Here is a 23,761-nt window from a genome sequence, read left to right as displayed (position 1 = left end):
TTTGCCGCGCCCCTGTTCACATAGGCGTGAACGCGACCGAATATTCCAGATGATCCTTTACGCCTTTTACCCCTGGCACCCGCGCGGCGGCGGCGAGGATCGCCTGACGTTCTTCCTCGGAGCGCACCGCTCCCCAGCAATGAGCGACGCCGTCCGTGACGATCAGGTCGTCGGCGGCCATCGCCCAACGATGTTCGTCGAGTTCCTTCGTGATCGCGCTGCGAATCTGATCGTCCGACGGTTGCGCATCGAGCTGCGCGGGTGCGCAACTCGCGAGCGCGCGCACCAGATTGGCCCGGCTGACGATGCCGACGAGCTTGCCCTTGCTCAAGACCGGTAACCGCTTGATGTGCTTGCGCCCAAGCAGTTCGGCGACCGCGCCAAGCGGCGTCGATTCGTCGACGGTGACGGCGGGGGCGCTCATCACGTCACGCACCCGAATCGAACGCTCCTTCAGATACTCGACCGCGAGTTGACGCGTAGGCGCGAGGAATTCCGCGAGCCACGAGCGCCGCTGCGTTTCGGTGCCGGTTTCGATGCGCCGGAGCAGATCGCCCTCGCTGACGATGCCAATCACGCTGCCTGCGTCGTCGACGACGGGCATGCCGCTGATCCGGCTGTCGGCAAGCAGCTTTGCCGCGTCATAGACCGAACTTTCCGCTGCGATTGAAACCACCCGGGTCGTCATGATGTCCGAGGCTTGCATAGTGATCTCCATATCGAGTGCCCTGCGCTGTCGCACAGGGGTGCAGGCAGGCGCGAGGCGAAGCAATTGACAGGCGCTGAAGGACGCGTCGCCGTGCTCCCTTCGGCGCCAACTTCGAATCCGCTCGCGCGGCGTGCCGCCGCGACGGAGTCCGCGTCGACCAGTCGTTGCAACGCGTCGATTCCGCCGTGCCATGCGCCTATCGCAAAGATCCGGCCACTCGTGATTAGCCCCGGGTTCGAGTACAGCCCAATGATCGATGCGTAGCGGCGGACCATTGTTGATTTGCATCAAGCATCAAGCCCGCCCTCCGCTGTCCAGGCGACGGTGACGACGTCCATGTCGATGCGCCACCTGGGGAATTCGCACTGCCGACTGCGATGCGGCGGTGAATTACCGGTCACCCGCTCCACGAACGTCGCGTCAAAACGCAACGCTGAACGCTGTCACGAATTCGTCGAGCCGCGCGCGATCGAGCCCGTCGATACCGGCGGCAGCGACCCTGCCGTTTCCTCCGAACTTCCTGCAAAGGACGTCGGCGCCTCGCGGACAATCGAGCGGAGCCCGTACGCTCGCCGTGTATCGGCCATCGGCGCCGGCCGTCAGGACCGCGTGCGCTCGCGCCGGGTCGCGTCGCGCGACGAGATTGGCGAAATCACCTCGCACGCGCCGCGCCCACGCCGCGTCGGGAAGAATGTGCAGCGTTCCATTGGCGAGCCGCCGCGTTACCGCGAGTCCCAAGGCCAGTTCGAGGTCTTCCGTTCGTCGCGCCTGCAGTTCGGGCAGCACGCCGGTCGACGCAATGAACTCGAGGGGGTCCGAATAGGGTTGAATGGCGCGATACATCTCGACAGGATCGACGGCAAGATCGACGACGCTGTCCCCGTAGGCGTTGTAGTTGATCGCTTCGCCGAGTTCGCGCAGTTTGCGCTCATCGGACGAGTTCACCGCGCACGCACTGGCGGCCCGATGCGCTGCCCGATGCAGGTTGTCGCCATAGGCCGCGACCACCGCCCATCGCGTGTACCGGCCTTGAAGATGGCGGTCCACGATCAGCGCAGTGCACCTATCCGGTGACGTATCGATATGCGTCGTCAGCAGCGCGTGTGCGGGGATTGGACCGGGGAAATGATGATCGAAATAGTCGATCTTTACACCAAGATCCAGCAACGCGATGAGTGGCTCGCGGTTCGAGTCGAGCGAAATATCCAGCACGGTCACGCTGTCGCCCGGCTGCGCGTTCGCGCGTTGCAGAAGCGTTATCTCGCGCTTGGCTCCCGTGATCAGGATGGTGTCGGCAGGCTCGGCGAGCCGCAACTGATGCAGCGCGCAGATGCCGTCGGCATCGCCATTGAAAATATCGAATCGCTTCATCCGCTGCTCCACCGGCGCGTTGCCGCCACGATCGCACGCGGCTTGACTGCGGTCAAACGGTGACCCACGCTCCATTTCGTATGGAAGCGTACAGGCAGTTGCCGACCGACTGGCGATGCCCGGCTACCGCCTCGTTGATACAGATCAAGCCGGTTACCATACCCGATGGCTTAAATGAGTAGACGATTCCGGCTCGCGCGCAAGGCGGGCGCCGGCCGTCCCACTACGCGGAGGTCAACCGTGCCGAATGAGACGCTCGTGCTTCACCATGACGCCCGGCAATGGCTGCTCGATGGCGTCAATGCGCTCGCCGAGGCCGTCAAGATCATGCCTGGTTTCGGCGGCCGCAGCGTGATCGTCGAACGCGCGCCCGGCGTGCCGCTCGTCGCGAATTCCGGCCCGGTTGTCGCGGGCTCGGTCGACTTGAGCGGTCGCCACGGAGAAATGGGCGCGCAGCTGCCCGCGAGGTGGAGTGCGGCATGAGTTCGCCACGAAGCCGCAAGCTTTCTTCACCACGCGCCAATGCAGGCATGCGCGGCATCCAGCATCTCGCCAACCGGGTCCGCGCCGCGCGCCGCAGCGTGCGCGGACTCGACGCGACGCTGCGCAGGCCGGGCACGTACCGTCATCCGGCGGGCAGGATCGTCCGGGTCGAAACGCACATATCCGTCGTGTATCTCGCCGGGCGCTTCGCGTACAAGATCATCAAACCCGTCGCCCCGGGTTTCGCGGACTTCACCGCCACCGCGACCCGCAAGCGCTGCTGCGAAGCCCAGCTCCGTCTGAACCGGCCACTCGCGCAAGGTATTTACGCCGGCGTGCTGCCGATTGCGCGCCACGCCGGCGTGCTGACACTCGGGGACGGCGGCGTGACAGTCGATCACGCGGTCAAGATGCGCCGCTTCGACGAGGCGATGCTCTTTTCGAGTCTCGCGGCGAAGGGAGCACTGACGCCGCGCGACATCGACGGCGCGGCGAAGCGGCTCGCCGACTATCACCTGAGGGCGCCCCGCAACGCGCCGTCGTCGCGCTACGGGAGCGCCACGCTGGTGCGAACGCAGATCGAAACGATCAACGCGGCGCTGCTGGCCAATTGCAGCCATCCCGCGCTGCCCGGTATTGCCGCGTGGTGCGCGCGACAGCTCGACCAACTGGCGCCGCTGATCGAGCGGCGCCGCGCCGAGGGTTTCGTGCGGGGCTGCCATGGCGATCTGCATCTGGACAACGTGGTTCGCTGGCGCGGCGCAATCGCGATGTTCGACTGTATCGACTTCGACGATGCGCTACGCTGGATCGACGTCGCAGCGGACGTCGCGTTTCTCGTGATGGACCTGTGCGCGCGAGCGGAGCCCCGTCTGGCCAATCGACTGTTGAACCGTTGGCTGGAAACGTCGGGCGATTATGCGGCGCTGTCGCTGATGCCTTTGTACGTCGCCTATCGCGCGCTGGTGCGGGCGTGGGTCGCGTGCCTGAAAGCGGGATACGTAGCGGGCCGCAGCGTCGCCATTCCGGATCCGGCCCTGCGCTACCTCGAGGTGGCACGGGCGCAAACGCAGAAGCCGGGAGCCGTTTTGCTGCTGTGTCATGGCTACTCCGGTTCGGGGAAATCGGTCGCGAGCCGGGCCCTTGCGGACCTGTGCGGCGCGGTGCGAGTGTCGAGCGATGCCGAACGCAAGCGTCCGCGGCCGGCGCCCGACGCGCAAACCTCGCTTGGCGCCGAACACTACACGCCAGCTGCACGTCACGCGATCTACGACCACCTTCTTCGACTCGCGCACCGCGTGCTGCAAAGCGGCCACAGCGCGATCGTCGACGCGACCTTTCTCGAGTTCCGTCACCGCGACACGTTTTTCGCGCTCGCCCAACGGCTTGGCGTACCGGCTCGCATTCTCGACTTTCGTGCCGAACCAACGGTGCTCGCGCAACGCATCGAAGCGCGCCGGCATGGTCCGCGCGATCTATCCGACGCCGACACCGCGACGCTCGCGCGTCAACTCGCGAGCGCCGACGCACTGACGCCGGCGGAACGGGCGCTGACCTTGTCATTCGACACCGCGGTACCGATGGCGGCGTTCGACTCCCCCGCGTTCTGGCGACCCGTGCTTGCACTGATGCAGTCAGCGCCGTTTGCGACCCCCTGATCGTGTTCCGACGCGAAGCGGAGTCATTGATCTGCGCGCGTGATCGAGGTCGCGTCCGAGTCGATCACGGCTGGCCGATGCTTCACCGGATCCGTTGATACCGGTGGGCGCTTAGAAGTAGCGCGCGCTCATTGCCGGTGCCTGTTCAACGGGCGGAAACACGTCCCACGAACCCTTGCCGTGCCGGAAAAATACGATCGTCAGCGGTCTCGAAGAAATCGCGCCTTCGAGCCAGACATACCGCGCCCGGGTGATCGCCAGGCGGCCCGTGCGCACCACGTGTGCCGGTGTCGTGCCGGTCGGCGCAAGCCATTTCTCGACCAGTGCGCGCAGCGGGATGATGGTGTCGTTCATTGCCGCCTCCCTGGACTCGCCGACCTTGGCGCCGGACATCGCGGCGTGTCGTCGAATCTATTATCGGCAACGGCTGGCGTTATCTAAATCAGCGACGGTGGAAACGGGGTTAGTCCGTCGTCGCCGGTCGTAGGAATCGGCTGACCCCAGTTGAACGATCGGACGACACGGTCCGTGCTCCACCGCCGAGGCTCAAACGCACGTCACCGAACCGGGCAGCGACACGCAGAGCCAGCACGCGGCGCGCTTCACGACTGCCCCCGTGCCGACGTAGCCGGCGGCACGCAGGCGCCCGTCGCGGCCAGTTCGGCGATTTCGGCGGTGATCTCGTCCTGCCGGACGATCCGATAGTCGCGCGTGAGTTCCTGCAGCCGGTCCTTCACATGACGGCTCGCCGCCAGCATCGCCCCGACGCGCGCCGCGCTTTCCGCCGCGAATGACTGCATCAGGCCTTCGCACAGTTCGAGGTGCACGTAGCGCTCGGTGAGGCCCCTCAGCAAGCCGTCGAGCGGCAGGTTCAAAAGCGGCGCCTGCCCGCGCGACGCCACCCGGAAGCGCGTGAAATCGAACGGCACCAGCCGTCGCGTCACGATGCGCTCGTCGAGTCCGGGGCCGGGCGTCGCGTGCACGAGCCACACCTGCGACGACGCCTGATCGCGAAAGCGCGCGAACACCGCGTCCGCGAGCTGACTGGCCACGCGCATCACGTCCTCCGCGTGCGAGGCCATTCCCACGGACCAGCCGTAATGCAATGCGCGTTCCTGGGCGAGCATCACGCCGCGCGTGCCGACGATGAAAATCTCGCCCGGCTCGTCCGCCTTCAGTCGTTCGACGCGCGCCAGCAGATGCTCGTTGAAGCCGCCGACGAAACCCTGCTCGGTGCATAGCACGATGATGATGCGCGCGGCGTGTTCCGGCGGCGCGGATGCCGCCGGGTCGGCCGACGGCGCCGCCGCCAGCACCATCCCGATCGCCTCGCCGACGGTCGCCGCCGTCGAGCGGATGCCCGCGAGCCGCGCCTGCGCCTCGCGCTCGCGCGCGGCGGCGATGCCGCGCATCGCGCCAATCACCGTTTCGAGTTGCCGCGCCGAAGCGGTGCGGCTTTCGATCTCACTGAGCTTGCTGCTCATCGGGACTCCCTGCTGCTTGCGCCGCGCGCGCACGTTCGTGCATCGCGCGCTCGACGAGCGGCTCCGCAACTCCCTCACGATAGCGGCCCGCCCAGCATGCAAGCTGATCCATCGCCTTCGCGCGCGAGCGCTATGACGAAGCGGCACGGCGCTACGACGCGGCGCGTCACCGTTTCCCTTTCGACCTCGCGAATGTCATTCGTCCGGAGCTCGACAAGCCGGCTTTCACGGTACCGGACGCAACGCCGGTGCACCGTCATCCACGCACCGACTTCGGCGCGTTGCGCGGTTCGCTGCGGGTTTAGTTGCATCCTTCCCGACCGCGCGTGCGACCGCCCGCGCTACACCAGCCACTCCGTCTCCCGCCGCGCCGCCATTCTTTGCCTCATCTTCTGCGCGAACGCGTCGCGTTTGTCGGCGTCCCTGCGGCGGTACAGATCGCTGCCGCTGATCACGCAGGCCGCAAGCGGCGTCTTGCCCGCCGCCTCCGACATCTGCTTCAGCGCCGATCCGCTGCCGCGCGCGCCCTCGCAGCAGAACAGCGCCAGGTGACGGATCTGTCCTCCGTTCGATTCCAGCCACGCCCGAACCGGCGCGCACGCGCCGCCTGCCCAGACGGGCGCACCGACGACGACCAGGTCGTACGCGGCGACGTCGAGCAGCGCCGGCATCACGGCGGCGCGCCGATGGCACAGCGCATCGATCACCGATCTGACGTAGCCGCGTGCGCCATCACGCGATCCTGGCCCGGCGCGTTCGCGGATCGGTTCGATGTCGGCGTCGAGTTCGGACGCGAGCAGTTCGGCAACACGTCGCGTGGTGCCGGTTCGCGAGTAGTAAACGATCAGAATCCCGCAATGCTCGGTCATGTTCCTTCTCCGGCGGCAGACACTGGGCGCTCCGTCCGCCAATTGGGCGTCACTCGTTGCGTGCGCGAAGCGCGCACGCCGAGCCGGGGTGTGAACGCAGCCCGGATTAACCGGAACATTCCCTGGCCGTGATCGTTGCCCTCCACAGACGGCACGCAACTGCAGGCACCGCTACGGCGCGACGTCCGCTGCTATCACTGTATTTGCGCGCAGCCGGCAGCGCTTGACCTACATCAACTGGCGTGCGGCATCGGCGCGCTTGATCTGCGTCAATAGTCGCGCCGGGCCGGCCCATAGATTCCATTTGACAACGGGCTTACGCCGGTGTCCCCACGTTCCGTCACGGCGCTTTGGCGATGAGCTACAAGCCACGCACGGTGGAAGCCTCGACACCTGGCGAAGACGTCGCGAAGCGCATCGTCGCGGCGGCGCTCGAATGGCACGCCGACGCGATTGTGATGGGCACGCACGGCCGCCGTGGTGTTCAACGACTGGTGCTCGGCAGCGTCGCCGAGCACGTGCTGCGCAGTGCCCGCTGCCCGGTTCTGACGATTCCGGCCCATGCAGGCGCCGAACCAGTCGACCATTCCGTCCCGGCCTCAGCCGAAAAGGAACTGACATGAGCTAAGACCCTGCTCGTTCACATCGACGACAGCCGCCGCTGCGACACTCGCGTCGCGCTCGCGCTCGATCTTGCGCAGCGTTGGGATGTACACCTGATCGGTCTGTATGTCGTGTGCGAGGGCCTCGCGAAACCGCTGTTCGGCACTGACGACGGTTTCGTTGCCCAACGCGCCGCACTGGCGACCGATCGCCGTGAGACGGCGCGGCATGCATTTCTCGCCGCGGCCGAGCGCGCCGGCCGCGCAGCGCAATGGCGCGCGCCGGAGGGCTCCCCCGTCGCCGTGACGACGCTTCACGCGCGGCACGCCGACCTGCTGGTGCTCGGCCAGCCCGACCCGCGAGATCCCGCCAGCTACGTCGACCGGCATTTCGTCGGCGAGGTCGTGCTCGGCGCGGGGCGTCCCGCGCTCGTGATCCCGCGCGCGGGCGCCGTGCCGACGCGCGGCGAGAACGTGCTGATCGCGTGGGACGGCAGCCGCGAAGCCTCGCGAGCGATCGCCGACGCGATGCCGCTGCTCGAACGGGCGCGCTTCGTTGGCGTCGCCGTCGTCGAGCCCACGCACGACCATGAAGCGGGACCCAGCGCGATCGACGTCGCGGCATGGCTCGAAGCGCACGGCGTGCGCGCGTCGTTCTCGACGACGCCGCGCCTCGGCATCGCCGGCACGGGCGCGACGCTGCTGAACCGGGTGTCGGATCTACATGCCGATCTGCTCGTGATGGGCGCGTATGGCCATTCGCGTGCGCGTGAGCGCGTGTGGGGCGGCGTTACGCGAACGATGCTCGAATCGATGACGGTGCCCGTGCTAATGGCGCATTGACAGGACGCCGTGCCGAACGAACGCTGCTGCGCGGCGTGGGGCGGTACACGCCGGCGCCGCGCATCAACTCCGGCGCCGCCTCGGTCCGCTCAATGCGAACCATTCACAGCGAAACGCGACACCGTCCTTCCGCCTCGTTCAGGAAGCGCTGAATAAAGTCGCCGCCAGGCGAAGGCGAAACACGGCCGAAGTGACATCTCACACAAACGGCCCGACTGCCCGCCACGGATAGCGGATAATAGATCGTGAACGAGACGCCGATCGCGAGACGGTTTGAGCCAGCGGTCACGAAATACCGTTCGGATTGATCGGCGTGCGCGAACACGCGCCCATGCTCGGCGACTCCATCCAGATCGATACAGCGCAAAGCGCCGATTTCGCGATTGCGGTCAGGTTTCCCTGGCAATGGATGCAACCGGGAGAGATCACCCCATGATCAAGGTGTTGCTGGCCGACGACCACACGCTCGTGCGCGACGGACTGCGCCATATCCTGCAGCAGGCGAGCGGCTTCGAAGTGGCCGGCGAAGCTTGCGACAGCGCGACGACGATCGCGCTGATTCGCGCGACGCAGGCCCACGTACTCGTGCTCGACCTGTCGATGCCGGGGCGCAATGGCATCGAACTGATCAAGCAGATCAAGGAGGAAAAACCCGGCCTGCGGATTCTGGTGCTGACGATGCACGCCGAGCAGCAATACGCGGTGCGCGCGTTCAAGGCGGGCGCGTCCGGCTATCTGACCAAGGAAAGCGCGAGCGCGGAACTGGTCGGCGCGGTGACGAAAGTCGCGTCAGGGGGCGTTTATGTCAGCCTCGCGATGGCCGAACGCTTTGCCCAGAACCTCAACGAGCCTGCCGACGCGCTGCCGCACCAGCGGCTGTCCGATCGCGAATTCGACGTGTTCCGGCGCCTCGTCGAAGGCGAGAGCATCACCGAGATCGCCAACGAACTATGCGTCAGCGTGAAGACGATCAGCACGCACAAGACGCGCATCCTCGAAAAAATGCAGATGCCGAACGAGAACGGGCTGGTTCGCTATGCGATCCGCCATAAGCTGTTCGACGACGAAAACGACCTGTAGCGCTTCTGCGCTGCGAGACCCGCGCAAAGCGTACGCGAGACATCTGAAACGTCGACCTGCCACAAACCTGCCACGGTACCCGGCGACACGATGACGACACGAACCGCGTGCTCGCGGGAACGATCCGAAAGGAGACTTCGAGATGAACGATGCCGCCCAACATGACGCGTGGGAAATCGGCGAACCGCACTTCCACGCCTCCACGCCACTGGAACAGCAGCTGCGCTTTGCGCTGCATTATGCGGTGCTCGCGCCGTCGAATCACAACACGCAACCGTGGCGGTTCATCGTCGACGGCGAGACCGTACAGATCTGCGCCGACCGCATGCGCGCGCTTCCCGTGGTCGATCCTTTCGATCGCGAACTTCTGATGAGCTGCGGCGCGGCGTTGCTCAATCTTCGCGTGGCGCTGTGCCGTCTCGGTCTCGCTTATGCGATCACGCTGTTTCCATCGGAAGCCGACCCCGACATCGTGGCGCTCGTGCGCGTGTCGCGCGACGGGCCTCGCGATCCCCACCTGCGCGAACTCTTCGACGCGCTGACGGCGCGCGTGACGACGCGTGCGCCGTTCGCCGACGAAGCCGTTCCGGCCGCACTGCAACGCAAGCTCAGCGACGCCTGCGACGACGAGGGCGCGATTGCCTGTTGCGTGGAGCAAACGACCGCACGCGAGGCGCTTGCGCAACTGATCGCCGACGCCGATCACGCGCAGTTCGCGGACCCACGCTTCCGTCGCGAGCTCGCCAGCTGGATCCACCCGCGCCGGCGCGACGATGGCATGCCGGCTTACGGTACCGCTGTCGGAGCATTGCTCGACTTCGCGGCGCCGCTCGTCAGCCTGGCCGTCCGCGTATTCGATGTGGGCGCGGGACAGCCCGCTACGCATCAGCACCTCGTGCAAGGCTCGCCGCTGATGGTCGGCATCGCCACGATGCGCGACGACCGCGAGGCATGGCTCGCGGCGGGACAGGCGCTCGAGCGGATGCTGCTGGTCGCGGCATCCGCGGGACTGACCGCTTCCTACCTGAACCAGCCGATCGAAGTGGACCCGCTGCGCGAGCGGCTCCGGACGCTGCTGGGAACGGAGGCGATTCCGCAGCTTCTGCTCCGCGTCGGCCGCGGCCCGCGCGTCAGTCATGCGCCGAGGCGGCCGCTGGCCGATGTGGTGTCCTGACACGCGTGAGTCCGGGCACGCGTGGAAACGGTACCGATGGGCCCGTGATGAAAGTCGCGCGACAGCCAGACCAACGCCGGCCTGGGCGATCCGACCGAAGAATCGCCATGTCATGCGCTACCCCAATGCCGCCACATGCTGCATGAACTGGACCTCAGCACTTCGCGATGGCCGCGCTTGAGCGAACGCGGCCAGCAACGATATCAAGCGGAAAAGCAGCGCGTTGCCTCACCTCAATGTCGGTTCGCGGGCTACACCGTTACCACGATCTTTCCGAACTGCCCGTTGGTTTCGAGGTAGCGGTGCGCGTCGACGATCTCGTCGAACCCAAAGGTGCGATCGATGACCGGCTTCAGCGAGCCGCTTTCGAGCCCCTTGAGCACGAACTCCACCGCAGCCTTTCGGCGCGTCGGGTCGCCACTCGTCAGCCAGATGTTGTGCGCCTTCACGGAAATCATTTTGGCGATCATCGGCAGCACGGGCAGCGTCGTGGCACGTTCGTCGAGAGCGCCGTACAGATATGCGATCCCCTGGAAGGACAGCGCCCAGACCAGTTTCGCGAAGTTCGGGCCGCCGACCGGATCGAAAGCGACGCGAGCCCCCTTTCCATCCGTGATCCGCATGATCGCTTCGACAAGGTCCGACTCGTCCGTCACGACCACGTGTGCGGCACCCGCGTCGAGCAACTGCTGTCGCTTGCCGGCATGGCGCGTGACCGCGATCGACGTCGCCCCCGCGTAATTCGCTAGCTGGATCGCTGCCAGTCCAACGCTGCTCGAAGCGGCCGGTATGACGACATAGTCGCCGGCGCCCACCTTCGCATCTTCGATCAGCGCGCCATATGCGGTGACGAACATCATCCACACCGACGCGGCCTCGGCGAAGGAAAGAGATTTCGGGTGCCTGACGACTGCATGGTCCGGCACGATGATGACTTCGCCCTAGGTGGAATGGCACTTACTTAAGCCCGTGGAGCGTGCCCATATTTTTGGACGCGCTCACGTGCGATGTGACGAGGCTCTTTCAGCCATGGGTAGGACTTCGGTCTTCGTTTGCGCATTCGTGGTTCGATGCGACCGGGGCGACTCCCAACGCAAGACTGCGTGATCAGGTTGAACAGGAGACTCTGGTTGTGAGTTGCCGTCAGACCTCTGGCCAGCCATTCAGTCCATAACTGCACCGTGTGTTTGAAACTCAGTGTTCTCGGGTCAGTGGCATGGTGACTGGCGGCCTGAGCCATCAGCAGCCGAATCACGTTGTAGGCCAGCAGATGGACCCAGATCTCCTTTTCGTTCATGTGGGCAGTCTGGCAATGCAGCACATCCATGCCCATCGTCGTCTTGATGTTACGTAGATCCAGTTCCACGTTCCAGCGCCTGGCATACAACTGCGAGAGGTCCTGTTTGCTGGTCTTGCGTGCATCAAGCATCGTGGTGACCAGCACCCGGTGATGCAGCCTGGACTCGCGCACACCATCAGTTCATCGGGGAAGGCCTGGTACTGCTCATGCGTCATCCAGTCGGGACGCTGCCGGGGTTTGGGCCACGTCACAATGTGATCGCGCGTGCCCAGGGACCGGCCTCGCCGAAAGTCGGTGCGGCGTGCCCCATGCTGTTCCATCACGACGTCCACCCCGGCGGCGATCATTGAGGCCATCAGAAAGTAGTGGCAGTACAAGGCATCGGCGACGATCACGTCACCTTTGCGAAACGTGCCTTGCAGCATGCGAAACGCCGTCAGCTCCCCGCTGCCTTTGCCCGCGTAAGTTCCGACCGCCGACTCCAGTACTGCGCCGCTTGCCAGACAGATCACCGCAACCAGATAGGCCAATGGAAAGCCCACTCCTTCGGCCTGAGCACTGGACTGCGGGAAACGGGCCTGGTTCGACGGCGTATCGGGCATCGAGATCCCGGTGCCGTCAACCAGCTTGACCGGGCGCCCGCGCCACTTCCAGGCAGCCTCGGCCTGCTCATGCAGTTGGCGCCCCGTCTCGCGCGCCAACTCCCGCACCATCGTCAGCGGCAGTCTCTGGCGAGCGCGGCAGTAGCCTCCCGTACGCACACTCATGGGCCGCAGCCCGTCGGCAGCTCGCTGCGCCGCCCACCCGTTGACTGCCTTCTGACAGGAGGCGTCCTCTTCCAGCGCCTGGCGCATGAACATCGACAGTGTCACCGTCGGCGGATACAGCCGTTCCCGATGTTCTGGCAAATACGCTTCCGTTATGCCCAACAGCCCCGGGCTCGTCAGTATGTTGAAGTAGTCTACCGCCTGGGCCCTGCACGCCCGGCTTTGAACCCTGCTTCGTGTTTGCCTGTGATGACTTCGTGCATTACGATCCATGGGGGCTGATCTTTGGAATGAGACGGTGTTTGCCTGGTAACAACCATCGTATCAATCCCTGGATCAGCCCCCTCCCTTTCTCTTCAAGCACTTACCCGCGTCTTCTCCTCCATGTAGGCTTAAGTAAGTGCCATTCGCCCTAGGTGAAGTACTGATTCATCGAGAACGACGGGATCACATTGACCTCGTCTCCGGGCGCGAAACCGCCGACGCCCTCGCCCACCACGCCGTTCCCGCGAGGGAATTCGACTGATAAGCGGGGAAATCCTAACAGTGCTTTTCGTCGTCGCCCCAGAACGCCGCCTCGCACAAAGAGGGGCGATTGAAAACTACGCGGTGGACGGATTTTCGCTGGTCATTCGCCTGATGATCGCAAGCAGTTCTTCGATATCGACGGGTTTGACGAGATGACTATCACACCCCGCTCCCGCTGAGCGAGTCACGTCCTCAGGCTGTCCGTATCCGGACACGGCGACGATTTCAAGGCGCTTGCCGGCCGCCTGACGATCCCTCAGCCGACGCGCAACCTCATAGCCGCTGATTCCCGGCAGACCAAGATCAAGGAAAACGATCTGCGGCTCGAAGGCAGCGGCAATCTGAAGCGCTTCTTCCCCGCTGTGTGCGGTGCGCACTTCGTGCGCGTCGAGAATCATTGCGAGCGACAGCGCGGCATCGCTGTTATCGTCGACGATCAGAACACGCAATGGGTCGGACGGCGGTCGACCTGCTTCGGCATCGTCCTTCGCCCGCTGGTTGCTGCCCTGGCAAACGGGTAGACGTATTTCGAATTCACTGCCTCTGTTCTTGCCTTCGCTCCTGGCGACAATGGTCCCGCCGTGCATCTCGGTCAGCGTCTTGCACACCGAGAGCCCGATCCCAAGACCGCCCCTGGACGGCTCGCCGTGGCAGGAACCCTGTACGAACAGATCGAACACGTGAGGCAGTGCGTCGCCCGAAATACCCGTGCCCGTGTCCGACACGTTAACGGATACCTCCTGACCGACGAGCGTCGCGCATACGACGATCCGGCCGCCCTCGTCGGTGTATTTGATCGCGTTATCCAGCAGATTGGAAAATGTCTGGGTGATCCGCGCCGGGTCACCGTGGACGTACACGGGGTGCGCGAGCGACAGACGCACGATGTCGTGATGCCGCTGCAACGCAGCCGGCATCGTGATCTCGAGAGCGTGGTCGACTGCCAGCCTGATATCGAAGACCTCGCGCTTCAACTCGATCTTGCCGGTGGTGATCCTCGATACATCGAGCAGGTCGTCGATCAGATGCGACAGGTGGCCGGTCTGGCGTTCGATCACATTGCGCAGCCATTCACGTTTGGCGGGATCGGCTCCCGCGCCGTGGCCCAGCAGATGCGCGGCGTTACGCACGGGCGCCAACGGGTTGCGCAGCTCGTGCGCGAGCGTGGCCAGAAAGATGTCCTTGCGGCGATCGGCGTCCTGCAATTTCGCCTCCGCGTCGGTCCGCTCCGTCACGTCGCACAAGCTGCCAATGAACGTGTAATCGTCCTGCTGAACGGGCGGACGCAGATACCCGAACATTTCGACGGTCCTGAGCGCGCGGTCGGTTACGCGGTGCAGCCGGAACGCGACATGCACCGGCTCGCCGGAGACCAGCCGGGACTGAAAATGGCATTTCAGCAGTTCGACATCGTCGGGATGAACGACCGACGTCATGAACTCGGTTTCCGTCAACGGTCCCCTCTCCTCGGGCTGCCCGGTGATGTCGTACATCTGGCGGTTTTCCCACACGCCTTGTCGCGAGGCGCCACACCACTCGAAGATGCCGATGCCGGCCGCGCTCGTCGCGACACGCAGCCGCTCCTCGGTGAGCTTCAGCGCGGTCAGCGCCGTGTGCAGGCTGTCCTGCGCCGCCGCCACCTCGGCCGCCTGACGTTGCATTTGCGCCTCGATGGCGTTTTCGATCATCGCGCGAAACGTGCGCTCGACGATGTCGTGTGCCCGTATGTGAACGTCGACGGAAGCCGCAACCGGACCGAAATACGCGCGGATCTCGTCTTTCAGAAAGCGCTGCATCAGATCGATGTTGCGAAACAGATCCGTGACCCGCCAGCCCTCTGGCCAGAACCTGCCGGGATGCGCGACAGCCACATGCGCGGATAGTGACGCGTCGCTCTCGGCGACCAGCAGGGCAGCGCATACTTCGGCCAGCATATAGGCGAAACAGTCCATGAGTCCCTGCCCGCTGTCCGCATCGGTGTGCGCGGCCTGCTCCGAGGTCTCGGCGATCCAGCGATGCATCAATTGCTCACGGGTACGCCCCAGCCTGCGCGCCAGCCCGTTTAGCGTGATCGCGCCTCGGGAATCCAGATCGAGATGCCGTTTCATCCAGGTACCCCCGGACGAAAGCTGTGAGCCCGCGATGCCTTCCCGGCACACCGGTTTGTGTCAGTCAACCTCTTTGTCATGGACCGTTTTAGTAGGTTACGCAGCGCGCGCTTATAAATAGTATCGCAGCATCCAGGGCGATCCGCCATGGCATGCGGGACAGGACGAACCATTAAAAGCTCGACGTTTCCGACGCAAGTATCCTCGCGTGCGCGTAAGATTGCCGGGAACGCGATGAAGACGCGAAGGAGCCATGGCGATGGAGGAACCCCGGAACCCGACGCGACAGAACGGCCCCAAGGTCGCGTTTGCCCTGCAAGGCGGCGGTTCGCACGGCGCCTTCACGTGGGGTGTGCTCGACCGTCTGCTGGAGGCTTCGTCGCAGGCAACCCCGCTCGATATCGCGGCGATCAGCGGCGCAAGCGCGGGCGGAATCAATGCGACGCTGTGCGCGGCGGGTCTCGCAACCAGCGGCGCACCGAAAGCACGCGAGATGCTGCGCGCCTTCTGGGAAGCGGTATCGCGCGCCGGTGCGCTGGCGGGCAACGCGCTCCTCGGCTTTTCCGAACCCGGCCCATTCGGCGGCTGGAATATCGACTGGAATCCCGCCGCCATCATGCTGGAGGCCGTGGGACTCGTCGCTTCGCCTTACGGCAATCCGTTTTACCGCGATCCGCTCGGGCCGGTGATTCGTTCCGCCCTCCCCGAACAGGATCTCGCCGCGCTCAATACCACGCGCGATGGCCCGCAACTGTTCATTTGCGCAACCGACGTACGAACCAACCAACGCGCAATCTTCACCCGCCCCGAGATTTCCATTGACGTATTGCGCGCTTCCGCATGCCTGCCGAGCGAGTTTCGCACCATCAGCGTGGGCGGCATACCGTACTGGGATGGCGGCTATCTGGGCAACCCGCCATTGGCGCCGTTGATCGCCCATGCCCAGGACCTGATTCTCGTTCTCGCGAATCCGTTCGTGCGCCACGACATGCCGCCTAAAGACGCGCGCGGCATTCTCGACCGGCTCAATGAAATCGGTTTCAACGCGTCCGTCGTACTGGAGATCAACGCGATCGAAGCGGTCAACCGTGTGCTCGACTCGGTCGGCGAGGAAGCGGCGCGCAAAAGCCGCTTCAAGCCCGTCAGGTTTCACCTGATTCGCGACGACGATTTTCTCGCGAAGTTCGGTTTTGTTTCCAAGAGCAGCACGTCCTGGTCATTGCTCAAAACGCTCTTCGAGCGTGGCCGCGAAGTGGCGAACGTATGGCTCGAGAACGACTACGCGAAACTCGGGCAAGCGTCTTCGCTCGACGTCAAGGGTTCGTTGCTCGATCCGACGCTCAAGCACAGCGGCAACGCGAGCGCGCGACGAAACTGAAAAGGACGATTTCCATGCCGCGCACCGCATCGAGAGCGCTAGCGACGGTTTCGACGTCGGTCTGAAACCGATCCGCCATCGCGCGCACCTTAGCCGGACTGATCGCTTGTCCAGCCGCGGCTCCACGCTTGCGGCAGTAGTCTCAATCGCCTGCCCGCGAGATGACCCTCGCGATGGCCTCCGCAGCCGTCGCAACGTTGTTGTCATTGAGCGCGGCGACGCACATGCGCCCGGACCGGATCAAGTAGACGCCGTGCCGTTCGCGCAGCGTGTCGACCTGGTCTGCCGACAAGCCGGTGTACGTGAACATACCGCGCTGCTCGAGGTAGCGCGCGAGCATCGTGTCCGGCACCTTGCCGCGCAGGCGTTCATGGATCTCCGCACGCATACGCATGATGCGCCGGCACATCGATGCAAGCTCTTGTTGCCATGATTGCCGCATTGCCGGTGTCGTCAGCACGCGCGCTACGATCTTTGCGCCGTGCGTCGGCGGATTGCTGTAGTTCGCGCGCACAGCGCTCGTCAATTGACCCAATACGCGCCCGGCAACATCCGGCGACTCGCAAATCACCGACAGTCCGCCGCACCGCTCGCCATACAGCGAGAAGTTCTTCGAGAATGAATTGGCCACCAACGCCGGCACGTTCTGGCGCACGAGTTCGCGAATCGCAAATGCGTCCGCGTCGATGCCCGCGCCGAAGCCCTGATACGCCATGTCGATGAAGGGCAGCAGGGTCCGCTTCCTGATGACCTCGATCAGTTGCACCCATTGCACGTCGTTCAGATCGACGCCCGTCGGGTTGTGACAGCACGCGTGCAACAGGACGACGCTGCGCGCCGGCAGCGCGTCGATGGCCGATAGCATCTCTTCGAACTTGAGCCCGCCGCTCGATTCGTCGTAGTACGGGTACGTGTCGACTTCGAATCCCGCGCGCTCGAAGATGAACCGGTGGTTTTCCCACGTCGGATCGCTGACCCATACCCGTGAGCCCGCAAAATAGCGCTTGATGAAATCCGCACCGACCTTGAGCGCGCCCGAGCCGCCCAAGGTCTGCACAGTCGCGATGCGCCCCTCGGTACGTGCGGGCGAGTCGTCGCCGAACACCAACGATTGCACGGCATCGCGGTAGTGGGCGAAGCCCGCCATCGGCAGGTACGGCTTTGGACCGGGCTCGGCGAGCAGTTGTCCTTCGGCCTCGCGTACGGCTTGCATCACCGGTAAGCGGCCTTGATCGTCGTAATAGATGCCGATGCTCAGATTGACCTTATGGTCGCGCGAATCCTTCGCGAAGTTCTCGTTCAATGTGAGGATCGGGTCGCCCGCATAGGCATCGATGTGTTCAAACATGCTGATTCCCTGGATTAGGCCAAATAGTTGCAGAAACGGGGTGCCTAGCGCATCGGCACACCAACTGGTACCGAGGCGTCCGCGCGTCGATTGCGCAAGCGATAGCCGACGCCCAGCGCAACGAGCCAAACGGGGATCAGGTAGACCGACATGCGCAGATCCGGTATCAGCCACATCACCACCAGGATCCCGCCAAGGAACACCAGACACAGATAGTTGGTGAGCGGATAACCCAGGCTGCGGAATACGGTCGTCTCACCGGCTCGCGCTTTCGCAGCGCGGAATCGCAAATGAATGATGCTGATCATTGCCCAGTTGATGATGAGCGCCGAGACGACGAGCCCCATCAGCAGTTCAAATGCCTTGCCGGGCATCAGGTAGTTGATCACCACGCAGGTGGCCGTCGCCACGGCGGAAACACCCAGCGCGACGAGCGGAATCCCGCGGGCGTTCACCTTCAGCAGAGCGCGCGGCGCATTGCCCTGGCCTGCGAGGCCGTAAAGCATGCGGCTGTTGCAGTAGACGCCGCTGTTGTACACCGACAGCGCGGCGGTGAGCACCACCGCATTGAGCACGTTGGCGACGAAGTTGCTATTCATCGCGTGAAAGATCAGCACGAACGGACTACCGCCCGTAACGACTTTTTCCCACGGATACAGCGACAGCAGCACGCCGAGTGCGCCGACGTAGAAAATCAGGATCCGGTAGATCACCTGGTTGGTCGCGCGCGGGATGGTGTGCGAAGGATCTTCCGCCTCGGCGGCCGTAATGCCGACGAGTTCCAGTCCACCGAACGAGAACATGATGACAGCCATCGCCATCACGAGGCCCGACACGCCGTTCGGAAAGAAGCCGCCGTGGCGCCAGAGATTGGCCACGCCCGCGTCAGGGCCTGCGTGGCCCGAAATCAACAGGTAGCCGCCGAAGCCGATCATGCCGACGATCGCCGCGACCTTGACGATCGAGAACCAGAACTCGAGTTCGCCGTACGACTTCACGCTGGTGAGGTTGATCGCGTTGATGACGCAAAAGCAGACGAGCGCGGAGACCCACGTGGGCAGACCGGGCCACCAGTACTGCATGTAGATGCCAACGGCCGACAGTTCTGCCATTGACACGAGAACGTACAGCACCCAGTAGTTCCAGCCGGACACGAAGCCGGAGAATTGGCCGCAGTATTTGCCTGCGAAGTAGCTGAAGGATCCCGCAACCGGCTCGTCGACGACCATTTCGCCGAGTTGCCGCATGATGAAGAAGGCGACGATGCCCGCGATCGCGTACCCGAGCAACACGGACGGTCCTGCCGTCTTGATGGTCTGCGCGATGCCGAGAAAGAGGCCGGTGCCGATTGCGCCTCCTAGCGCGATCAACTGAATGTGACGATTTTTCAGGCCGCGCTGTAGCGTGCCTTGTTGCTGGTGTGCCACGATGTTGTCTCCTGTGTCCTGCGGTTGGTTCTGGACGCCACGCCTCGCTTTTCGCCTGCTCTGGTCGAGAGCTATCAACGGGGTTGTACGCGCGTCAAACCTTCAGCGTGCCCCGCTCGATCTGATCGCGTTCGAGCGACTCGAACAGCGCCTTGAAATTGCCTTCGCCGAAACCTTCATCACCCTTGCGCTGGATGAATTCGAAAAAGACAGGGCCAAGCAGCGGCTTGGAAAAAATCTGCAGCAGCAGGCGCGGCGACCCGTCTGCCGTCGTTCCGTCGAGGAGGATGCCGCGCGATTGCAATTCGCCCACCGGCTGACCGTGGCCCGGCAAGCGCGTCTCGAGCGCATCGTAGTAGTAGCTGTTGGGCCCCGTCATCAGCGGCACGCCTGCCATCTGCAGGTTGTCGATAACCGTTATCAGATCGTCCGTCAGGAACGCGATGTGTTGAATGCCCTCGCCATTGAAGGCCATCAGGAATTCCTCGATCTGCCCGCTCCCCTTGCCAGATTCCTCGTTCAATGGAATGCGGATCTTGCCGTCCGGCGCCGTCATCGCCTTCGACGTGAGACCCGTGTATTCGCCCTCGATGTCGAAGTAGCGTAGCTCACGGAAGTTGAACAGCGTCTCGTAGAAGTTGGCCCAATACGTCATGCGGCCGCGATAGACGTTGTGCGTGAGGTGGTCGACGAGGCGCAAGCCATGACCGGCCGGCCGCCGCTCGACACCTTCGATGAACTCGAAATCGATGTCGTAGATCGACTTGCCGTCCTCGAAGCGGTCGATCAGATAAAGCGGTGCGCCGCCAATGCCTTTGATTGCCGGCAATCTCAGCTCCATTGGACCGGTTGCGATTTCGATCGGCTGAGCCCCTAGCGACAGCGCGCGGGCGTAGGCCTTGTGCGAATCCTTCACGCGAAATGCCATGCCGCACGCACTCGGGCCATGCTCGGCGGCAAAGTAAGCGGCCGCACTGTTGCGCTCGCGATTGACGATGAAGTTGATTTCGCCCTGGCGGTAAAGCAGCACGTCCTTCGAACGGTGGCGAGCCACCAGTGTGAAGCCCATCTGCTCGAACAGCGGTTCAAGAACATTGGGTACGGGCGAGGCAAATTCAACGAATTCGAAGCCCATCAGTTGCATTGGATTGTCAAACAGGTCGGCCATGATCTCTCAGGTTCAGCAGAGGGTGAATGATTTGTGGCGAGCAACCGGCACCGAGTGCTGCCGGGTGTCGGAAAAATGAAAGCAAATTTCTCCAATCGCCAGGCAGGCAGCGTCCTCGGACCACTCTCTCAACGCATCTGCCGGCGTCGTTGCAGCGCCATCTGGATTCAGTGTAAATTTTTATCGACGCAATTGGATTTCCTTGCAGACGCAGACAAACCCTGATTTGTGCATTAATATTTCATTTCACTGGAGAACGAGGAAATAAAAGTGCAGACAATCGACATCGACCGTATCGACGTGCGTCTACTAGAGATTCTTCAGTCCCAGGGGCGCATCTCCAATCTCGAACTTGCGGAGGCGATCAAACTGTCGCCCGCGCAAACGCTGAGGCGGCATCGCCGGCTCGAGGAAATGGGTGTGATCAAACGCTACGAGACGCGGCTCGACGCGCAGCTGCTGGGCTTTGGCGTAGTGGCCTTCATCCAGGTGACGATGGAGCGAGGCCATGTCCGCGACCTGTCGAAGTTCAAGCGAATGATCTCGGAACTCACCCAGGTTCAGGAATGCTTCGTCGTAACGGGTGATATCGATTACATGCTCAAGGTCGTGGCGCAAGACCTGAAAGCGCTGTCGGAGTTTCTGCTGGATACGCTGATGCGCATTCCGGGCGTGAGCGGAGTCAAGTCCAGCGTTTGCCTCGATGAAATCAAATGTACGGGCGCTGTCCCGTTGGCGGCCTAGCCCGCTGAGCGCGAGCGTCGCCCGTCACATTCCGGTGCCCACTATTCCCCGCATGCGTGCGTGCGCTTCAACGGTCATTTTGCTCCTGAAGGTCACAGCTCCCAGGCGATGCAGAGCGAGGCACTAGTTCACCCTCCCGAGTTCACCCTCCCGACCGACCGCAATATCGAGCGTCCTTGCGCGGTCAGACGCCCTCGCGCGCATCCAGACGCGAGCTTTTCCAGAAATACAAGTTGGCGCTCGCACAACGCGTCGAGATCGCCGGGATCGAAATTTTCTGGACGGGGGTTTGTCTCGAGAAGCATGAGCGTTGCGATCTCATGTGGGCTAAGCATCGTCGTCTCCCTGGCTCTGATGTTCCATGCATCATGGTCCTTCCTCGAAGGATAGATGCTCGTCAAAACGTGTCGACGCGCATTTTGTCGCATACCTCGATGCGCGAATCCGGCTTCCCGGGCGCAGGTCGAAGCCTCAGCATGCCGCCACGCTTCGTGTAGGACATTCCGCCCCGAGAGAGCCCAACCGCCCCGCAACACGGTCGATAGCCACGAGATGACTGAGTGCCTGACAGAACGTCTCGTCGAGACTGCGCTCCGCATCCAGCGCGACGACGCCGTTGACCTCGAACACGGCGCGATAGGCCGCCACCTGACGCGTCAGAAAGCTCATCGGCGGCGGCTGGTCGTTCTCGTCGTTCCTTGCCCGCACGCGACGGTGTGAAGTCGCGCCGGAAACGTTCAGACCAAAGGCGACATCGGGACGCAGCAAGTGACCGGCGATGCTGCGGAGCACAGGCGCAGTCTCAGCGGGATCGGAACGCGTGCCGATTTCAGCCTGAGAGGTGAACACGTAACGGTCGCAGAAAACGACGTCGCCGCGTTCCAGTGCCGGTATGACCGTGTCGGTCAGATGCTGGACGAGGTCTCCCATGATGGACAGCAGAATGCCCAGCATGTCGACGCGCCGTCGGTTTACGTCGAGTCCGGAACCGGCGCTCGATGTATGCCAGTGGCTGTCCACCATATCCCGGAACAGCGCATCTTTGCGGATCCTACGGGTCGGCGTAAACGTCGTCACGCAGTTGAGCCCCGCACGCGTGCACGCGCTTTCGAGCCTTTCCATCAGTGACGACTTCCCCGCCCCATCCACACCGCACAACGTGACCAGAACCCCCGGATAAGCATGCGGTTTGAGCTCGAGCGTTTCGAAGACACCATTCGACATGAAATCACCTCAGACCATAACTTCCCGAGACTCCGCGAGCATCTCGTCACGGGCCTCGATCGGCGCGAGGACCGCGCTGAAGTGCTTGAGCATCGACGGTGCCGAGACGATGCGCATTCCCCTGATCGCATCGCGTCGTTGGTAGACCCGGATCAACGCGGCGGCAGCCGCCGCGAGGTGGCTATCGGTGTAGACGCGGCGAGGAATGGCCAGCCTCAGCAGTTCCAGCCGCGGGGCGCTGACAGTGCCCGTCGACGGATCTTCTTTCAGGAACGCCAACGAGCCCAGACCGACGGCGCGCACGCCGCCCTCAAGATAAAGCTGGGCAGCCAGCGCCTCGGCCGGGAATTGCGAGCGCGGCAGGTGCGGCAGGAAGGCGGCCGCATCGACGTACACCGCGTGTCCACCGGTCGGTCTCAGTATCGGAACGCCGCCGGCAAGCAGTGTGTCCCCTAGCCGTTCGACCTGACCTACTCGGTGTTGCAGGTATCGGTCGTCGACCATCTCGCGCAGACCGATCGCGAGTGCCTCGAGATCGCGGCCCGCCATCCCTCCGTAGGTGACGAAACCTTCGTACAGCACGAGCAGCGGCACGACCTGCTCATAGAGCGTGCGCGACCGTGTCGCGAGCAAGCCGCCGATGTTGACCAGCGCGTCCTTCTTGCAGCTGAACGTGCAGCCCTCGGCATAGGAAAACTGCTCCTTCAGAATTTCCGCCACGGACCGGTTCGCATAGCCGCTCTCGCGCTGCTGGATGAAGTAAGCATTCTCCGCGCAGCGCGCCGCATCGAAGTAGACCGGAATCGCAAACTCATCGGCCAACGCCCTCACCGCCCGCAGGTTCGCCATCGATACCGGCTGGCCGCCGCCCGCGTTGTTCGTCAGCGAGACCATGATCAGCGGAATATTGTCGCGCCCTTCGCTCTCGATCACGTTGCGCAGCTTCTGCACATCCACGTCGCCCTTGAACGGGTGCTCGACAGCGGGCTGGTAGCCGATTTCGGCGACGCACGGTATCGCGGTCCCGCCGGCAATCGATACGTGTGCCTCGGTCGAATCGAACGGCGCGTTGAATGGCACCACCTGGCCTGGGCGCACGAGGGTCCGAAACAGGAAGTGCTCGGCCGGCCGGCCCTGATGGGTCGGCAATACGTAGTCGAAGCCGAGCATGTCCCGCACGGCCTGCGTCAACTTCGTGAAACTGCGGGAACCGGCATATGATTCGTCGCCGGTCATGATGCCGGCCCACTGGTTCGCGCTCATCGCGGAGGTGCCGCTGTCCGTCATCAGATCGATGTAGACGTCGTCTGCTTCGAGGCGAAAGACGTTGTACCCGGCGGCGACAAGCCGCGCCTGCCGTTGCTCGCGGTCGATCAGCCTGATCGGCTCGACCATCTTGATCCTGTACGGCTCAGGCTGGCTGTTTTCTAAAAGCATGCACTCCTCCTGGGTTGAAAGTACGCAGGCCACTGGATGACTGGCCGCTTCGGGCATCG

Annotated in this window: 20 protein-coding genes and 2 pseudogenes; 8 read left to right on the top strand and 14 right to left on the bottom strand. The window is 63.6% G+C overall.

Annotation, left to right across the window (positions count from 1 at the left end; all coding sequences use genetic code 11):
- Window positions 1-16: 16 nt before the first annotated feature.
- A complete protein-coding gene (locus OKW38_RS06400) occupies window positions 17-706 on the bottom strand; it encodes a CBS domain-containing protein (RefSeq protein ID WP_429360555.1) in 690 nt (229 codons plus the stop codon).
- Between the two features lie 423 nt (window positions 707-1,129).
- The gene (locus OKW38_RS06395) at window positions 1,130-2,080 is read right to left on the bottom strand and encodes an acetyltransferase (RefSeq protein ID WP_429354986.1); all 951 of its coding nucleotides are present in this window, start codon (window positions 2,078-2,080) and stop codon (window positions 1,130-1,132) included.
- Between the two features lie 174 nt (window positions 2,081-2,254).
- Here OKW38_RS06395 and OKW38_RS06390 point away from each other — a divergent pair, with 174 nt between their 5' ends.
- Both OKW38_RS06390 and OKW38_RS06385 read left to right on the top strand, forming a co-directional pair.
- Window positions 2,255-2,563, top strand: coding sequence for a hypothetical protein (locus tag OKW38_RS06390; protein ID WP_429360553.1), 309 nt, complete (start codon window positions 2,255-2,257; stop codon window positions 2,561-2,563).
- The gene (locus tag OKW38_RS06385; protein ID WP_429360552.1) at window positions 2,560-4,221 is read left to right on the top strand and encodes an AAA family ATPase; all 1,662 of its coding nucleotides are present in this window, start codon (window positions 2,560-2,562) and stop codon (window positions 4,219-4,221) included. The genes OKW38_RS06390 and OKW38_RS06385 overlap by 4 nt, the downstream gene beginning before the upstream one ends.
- 111 nt (window positions 4,222-4,332) lie before the next feature.
- On the opposite strand, the gene OKW38_RS06380 is transcribed toward OKW38_RS06385, so the two are convergent.
- From OKW38_RS06380 to OKW38_RS06370, 3 genes are all read right to left on the bottom strand, one after another.
- Window positions 4,333-4,575: a hypothetical protein gene (locus OKW38_RS06380; protein ID WP_184058754.1), complete on the bottom strand. Its 243-nt coding sequence runs from the start codon at window positions 4,573-4,575 to the stop codon at window positions 4,333-4,335.
- A 248-nt stretch (window positions 4,576-4,823) separates the two neighbouring features.
- The gene (locus OKW38_RS06375; protein WP_429360551.1) at window positions 4,824-5,705 is read right to left on the bottom strand and encodes a F0F1 ATP synthase subunit gamma; all 882 of its coding nucleotides are present in this window, start codon (window positions 5,703-5,705) and stop codon (window positions 4,824-4,826) included.
- A gap of 341 nt (window positions 5,706-6,046) precedes the next feature.
- On the bottom strand, window positions 6,047-6,574 hold the full coding sequence (locus tag OKW38_RS06370) for a flavodoxin family protein (RefSeq protein ID WP_429360549.1): 528 nt from the start codon (window positions 6,572-6,574) through the stop codon (window positions 6,047-6,049).
- 368 nt (window positions 6,575-6,942) lie between these two features.
- Here OKW38_RS06370 and OKW38_RS06365 point away from each other — a divergent pair.
- The 4 genes and pseudogenes from OKW38_RS06365 to OKW38_RS06350 all read left to right on the top strand — a co-directional run.
- Window positions 6,943-7,197 (top strand): annotated as a pseudogene (locus OKW38_RS06365) (universal stress protein); the annotation flags it as partial.
- 9 nt (window positions 7,198-7,206) lie between these two features.
- Window positions 7,207-8,019: a universal stress protein gene (locus OKW38_RS06360; RefSeq protein ID WP_429360710.1), complete on the top strand. Its 813-nt coding sequence runs from the start codon at window positions 7,207-7,209 to the stop codon at window positions 8,017-8,019.
- Between the two features lie 432 nt (window positions 8,020-8,451).
- The gene (locus OKW38_RS06355) at window positions 8,452-9,099 is read left to right on the top strand and encodes a response regulator (RefSeq protein ID WP_429332420.1); all 648 of its coding nucleotides are present in this window, start codon (window positions 8,452-8,454) and stop codon (window positions 9,097-9,099) included.
- 142 nt (window positions 9,100-9,241) lie between these two features.
- Window positions 9,242-10,273: an Acg family FMN-binding oxidoreductase gene (locus tag OKW38_RS06350; protein ID WP_429360547.1), complete on the top strand. Its 1,032-nt coding sequence runs from the start codon at window positions 9,242-9,244 to the stop codon at window positions 10,271-10,273.
- Window positions 10,274-10,524: 251 nt separating this feature from the next.
- On the opposite strand, the gene OKW38_RS06345 is transcribed toward OKW38_RS06350, so the two are convergent.
- The 3 genes and pseudogenes from OKW38_RS06345 to OKW38_RS06335 form a co-directional block, all read right to left on the bottom strand.
- Window positions 10,525-11,199 (bottom strand): zinc-dependent alcohol dehydrogenase family protein, encoded by a 675-nt coding sequence (locus OKW38_RS06345; protein WP_244144774.1) that lies wholly within the window; start codon window positions 11,197-11,199, stop codon window positions 10,525-10,527.
- 35 nt (window positions 11,200-11,234) lie between these two features.
- Window positions 11,235-12,613: pseudogene (locus tag OKW38_RS06340) on the bottom strand (IS4 family transposase).
- Window positions 12,614-12,942: 329 nt separating this feature from the next.
- Complete coding sequence (locus OKW38_RS06335; RefSeq protein WP_429360546.1) at window positions 12,943-14,976, bottom strand: ATP-binding protein; 2,034 nt, start codon at window positions 14,974-14,976, stop codon at window positions 12,943-12,945.
- A 259-nt stretch (window positions 14,977-15,235) separates the two neighbouring features.
- Between OKW38_RS06335 and OKW38_RS06330 the strand changes: the two genes are divergently transcribed.
- Window positions 15,236-16,354 (top strand): patatin-like phospholipase family protein, encoded by a 1,119-nt coding sequence (locus OKW38_RS06330; RefSeq protein ID WP_184058783.1) that lies wholly within the window; start codon window positions 15,236-15,238, stop codon window positions 16,352-16,354.
- A 142-nt stretch (window positions 16,355-16,496) separates the two neighbouring features.
- On the opposite strand, the gene OKW38_RS06325 is transcribed toward OKW38_RS06330, so the two are convergent.
- From OKW38_RS06325 to hppD, 3 genes are all read right to left on the bottom strand, one after another.
- Entirely contained in the window at window positions 16,497-17,702 is a 1,206-nt protein-coding gene (locus tag OKW38_RS06325) for an amino acid aminotransferase (RefSeq protein ID WP_429360545.1), read from the bottom strand.
- A 44-nt stretch (window positions 17,703-17,746) separates the two neighbouring features.
- A complete protein-coding gene (locus OKW38_RS06320) occupies window positions 17,747-19,129 on the bottom strand; it encodes an amino acid permease (RefSeq protein WP_090811520.1) in 1,383 nt (460 codons plus the stop codon).
- Window positions 19,130-19,223: 94 nt separating this feature from the next.
- Complete coding sequence (hppD, locus tag OKW38_RS06315; RefSeq protein ID WP_184011854.1) at window positions 19,224-20,297, bottom strand: 4-hydroxyphenylpyruvate dioxygenase; 1,074 nt, start codon at window positions 20,295-20,297, stop codon at window positions 19,224-19,226.
- Between the two features lie 270 nt (window positions 20,298-20,567).
- Between hppD and OKW38_RS06310 the strand changes: the two genes are divergently transcribed.
- Window positions 20,568-21,041: an Lrp/AsnC family transcriptional regulator gene (locus OKW38_RS06310; protein ID WP_429360543.1), complete on the top strand. Its 474-nt coding sequence runs from the start codon at window positions 20,568-20,570 to the stop codon at window positions 21,039-21,041.
- Window positions 21,042-21,169: 128 nt separating this feature from the next.
- Here OKW38_RS06310 and OKW38_RS06305 read toward each other — a convergent pair whose 3' ends face one another.
- The 3 genes from OKW38_RS06305 to OKW38_RS06295 all read right to left on the bottom strand — a co-directional run bounded on the left by OKW38_RS06305 (window position 21,170) and on the right by OKW38_RS06295 (window position 23,702).
- Window positions 21,170-21,376: a hypothetical protein gene (locus OKW38_RS06305; protein WP_262419933.1), complete on the bottom strand. Its 207-nt coding sequence runs from the start codon at window positions 21,374-21,376 to the stop codon at window positions 21,170-21,172.
- 136 nt (window positions 21,377-21,512) lie between these two features.
- Window positions 21,513-22,265: a dTMP kinase gene (locus OKW38_RS06300; RefSeq protein ID WP_429360542.1), complete on the bottom strand. Its 753-nt coding sequence runs from the start codon at window positions 22,263-22,265 to the stop codon at window positions 21,513-21,515.
- Between the two features lie 9 nt (window positions 22,266-22,274).
- Window positions 22,275-23,702 (bottom strand): tryptophanase, encoded by a 1,428-nt coding sequence (locus OKW38_RS06295; protein WP_429360540.1) that lies wholly within the window; start codon window positions 23,700-23,702, stop codon window positions 22,275-22,277.
- Between the last annotated feature and the right edge of the window lie 59 nt (window positions 23,703-23,761).

It is taken from the genome of Paraburkholderia sp. MM5496-R1 (genome assembly GCF_050436205.1).
GTDB classification, from domain to species: Bacteria; Pseudomonadota; Gammaproteobacteria; order Burkholderiales; family Burkholderiaceae; genus Paraburkholderia; species Paraburkholderia tuberum.
The sequence above is the reverse complement of the archived record's forward strand: the minus strand, read 5'-3'. Positions and strand labels throughout refer to the sequence as shown.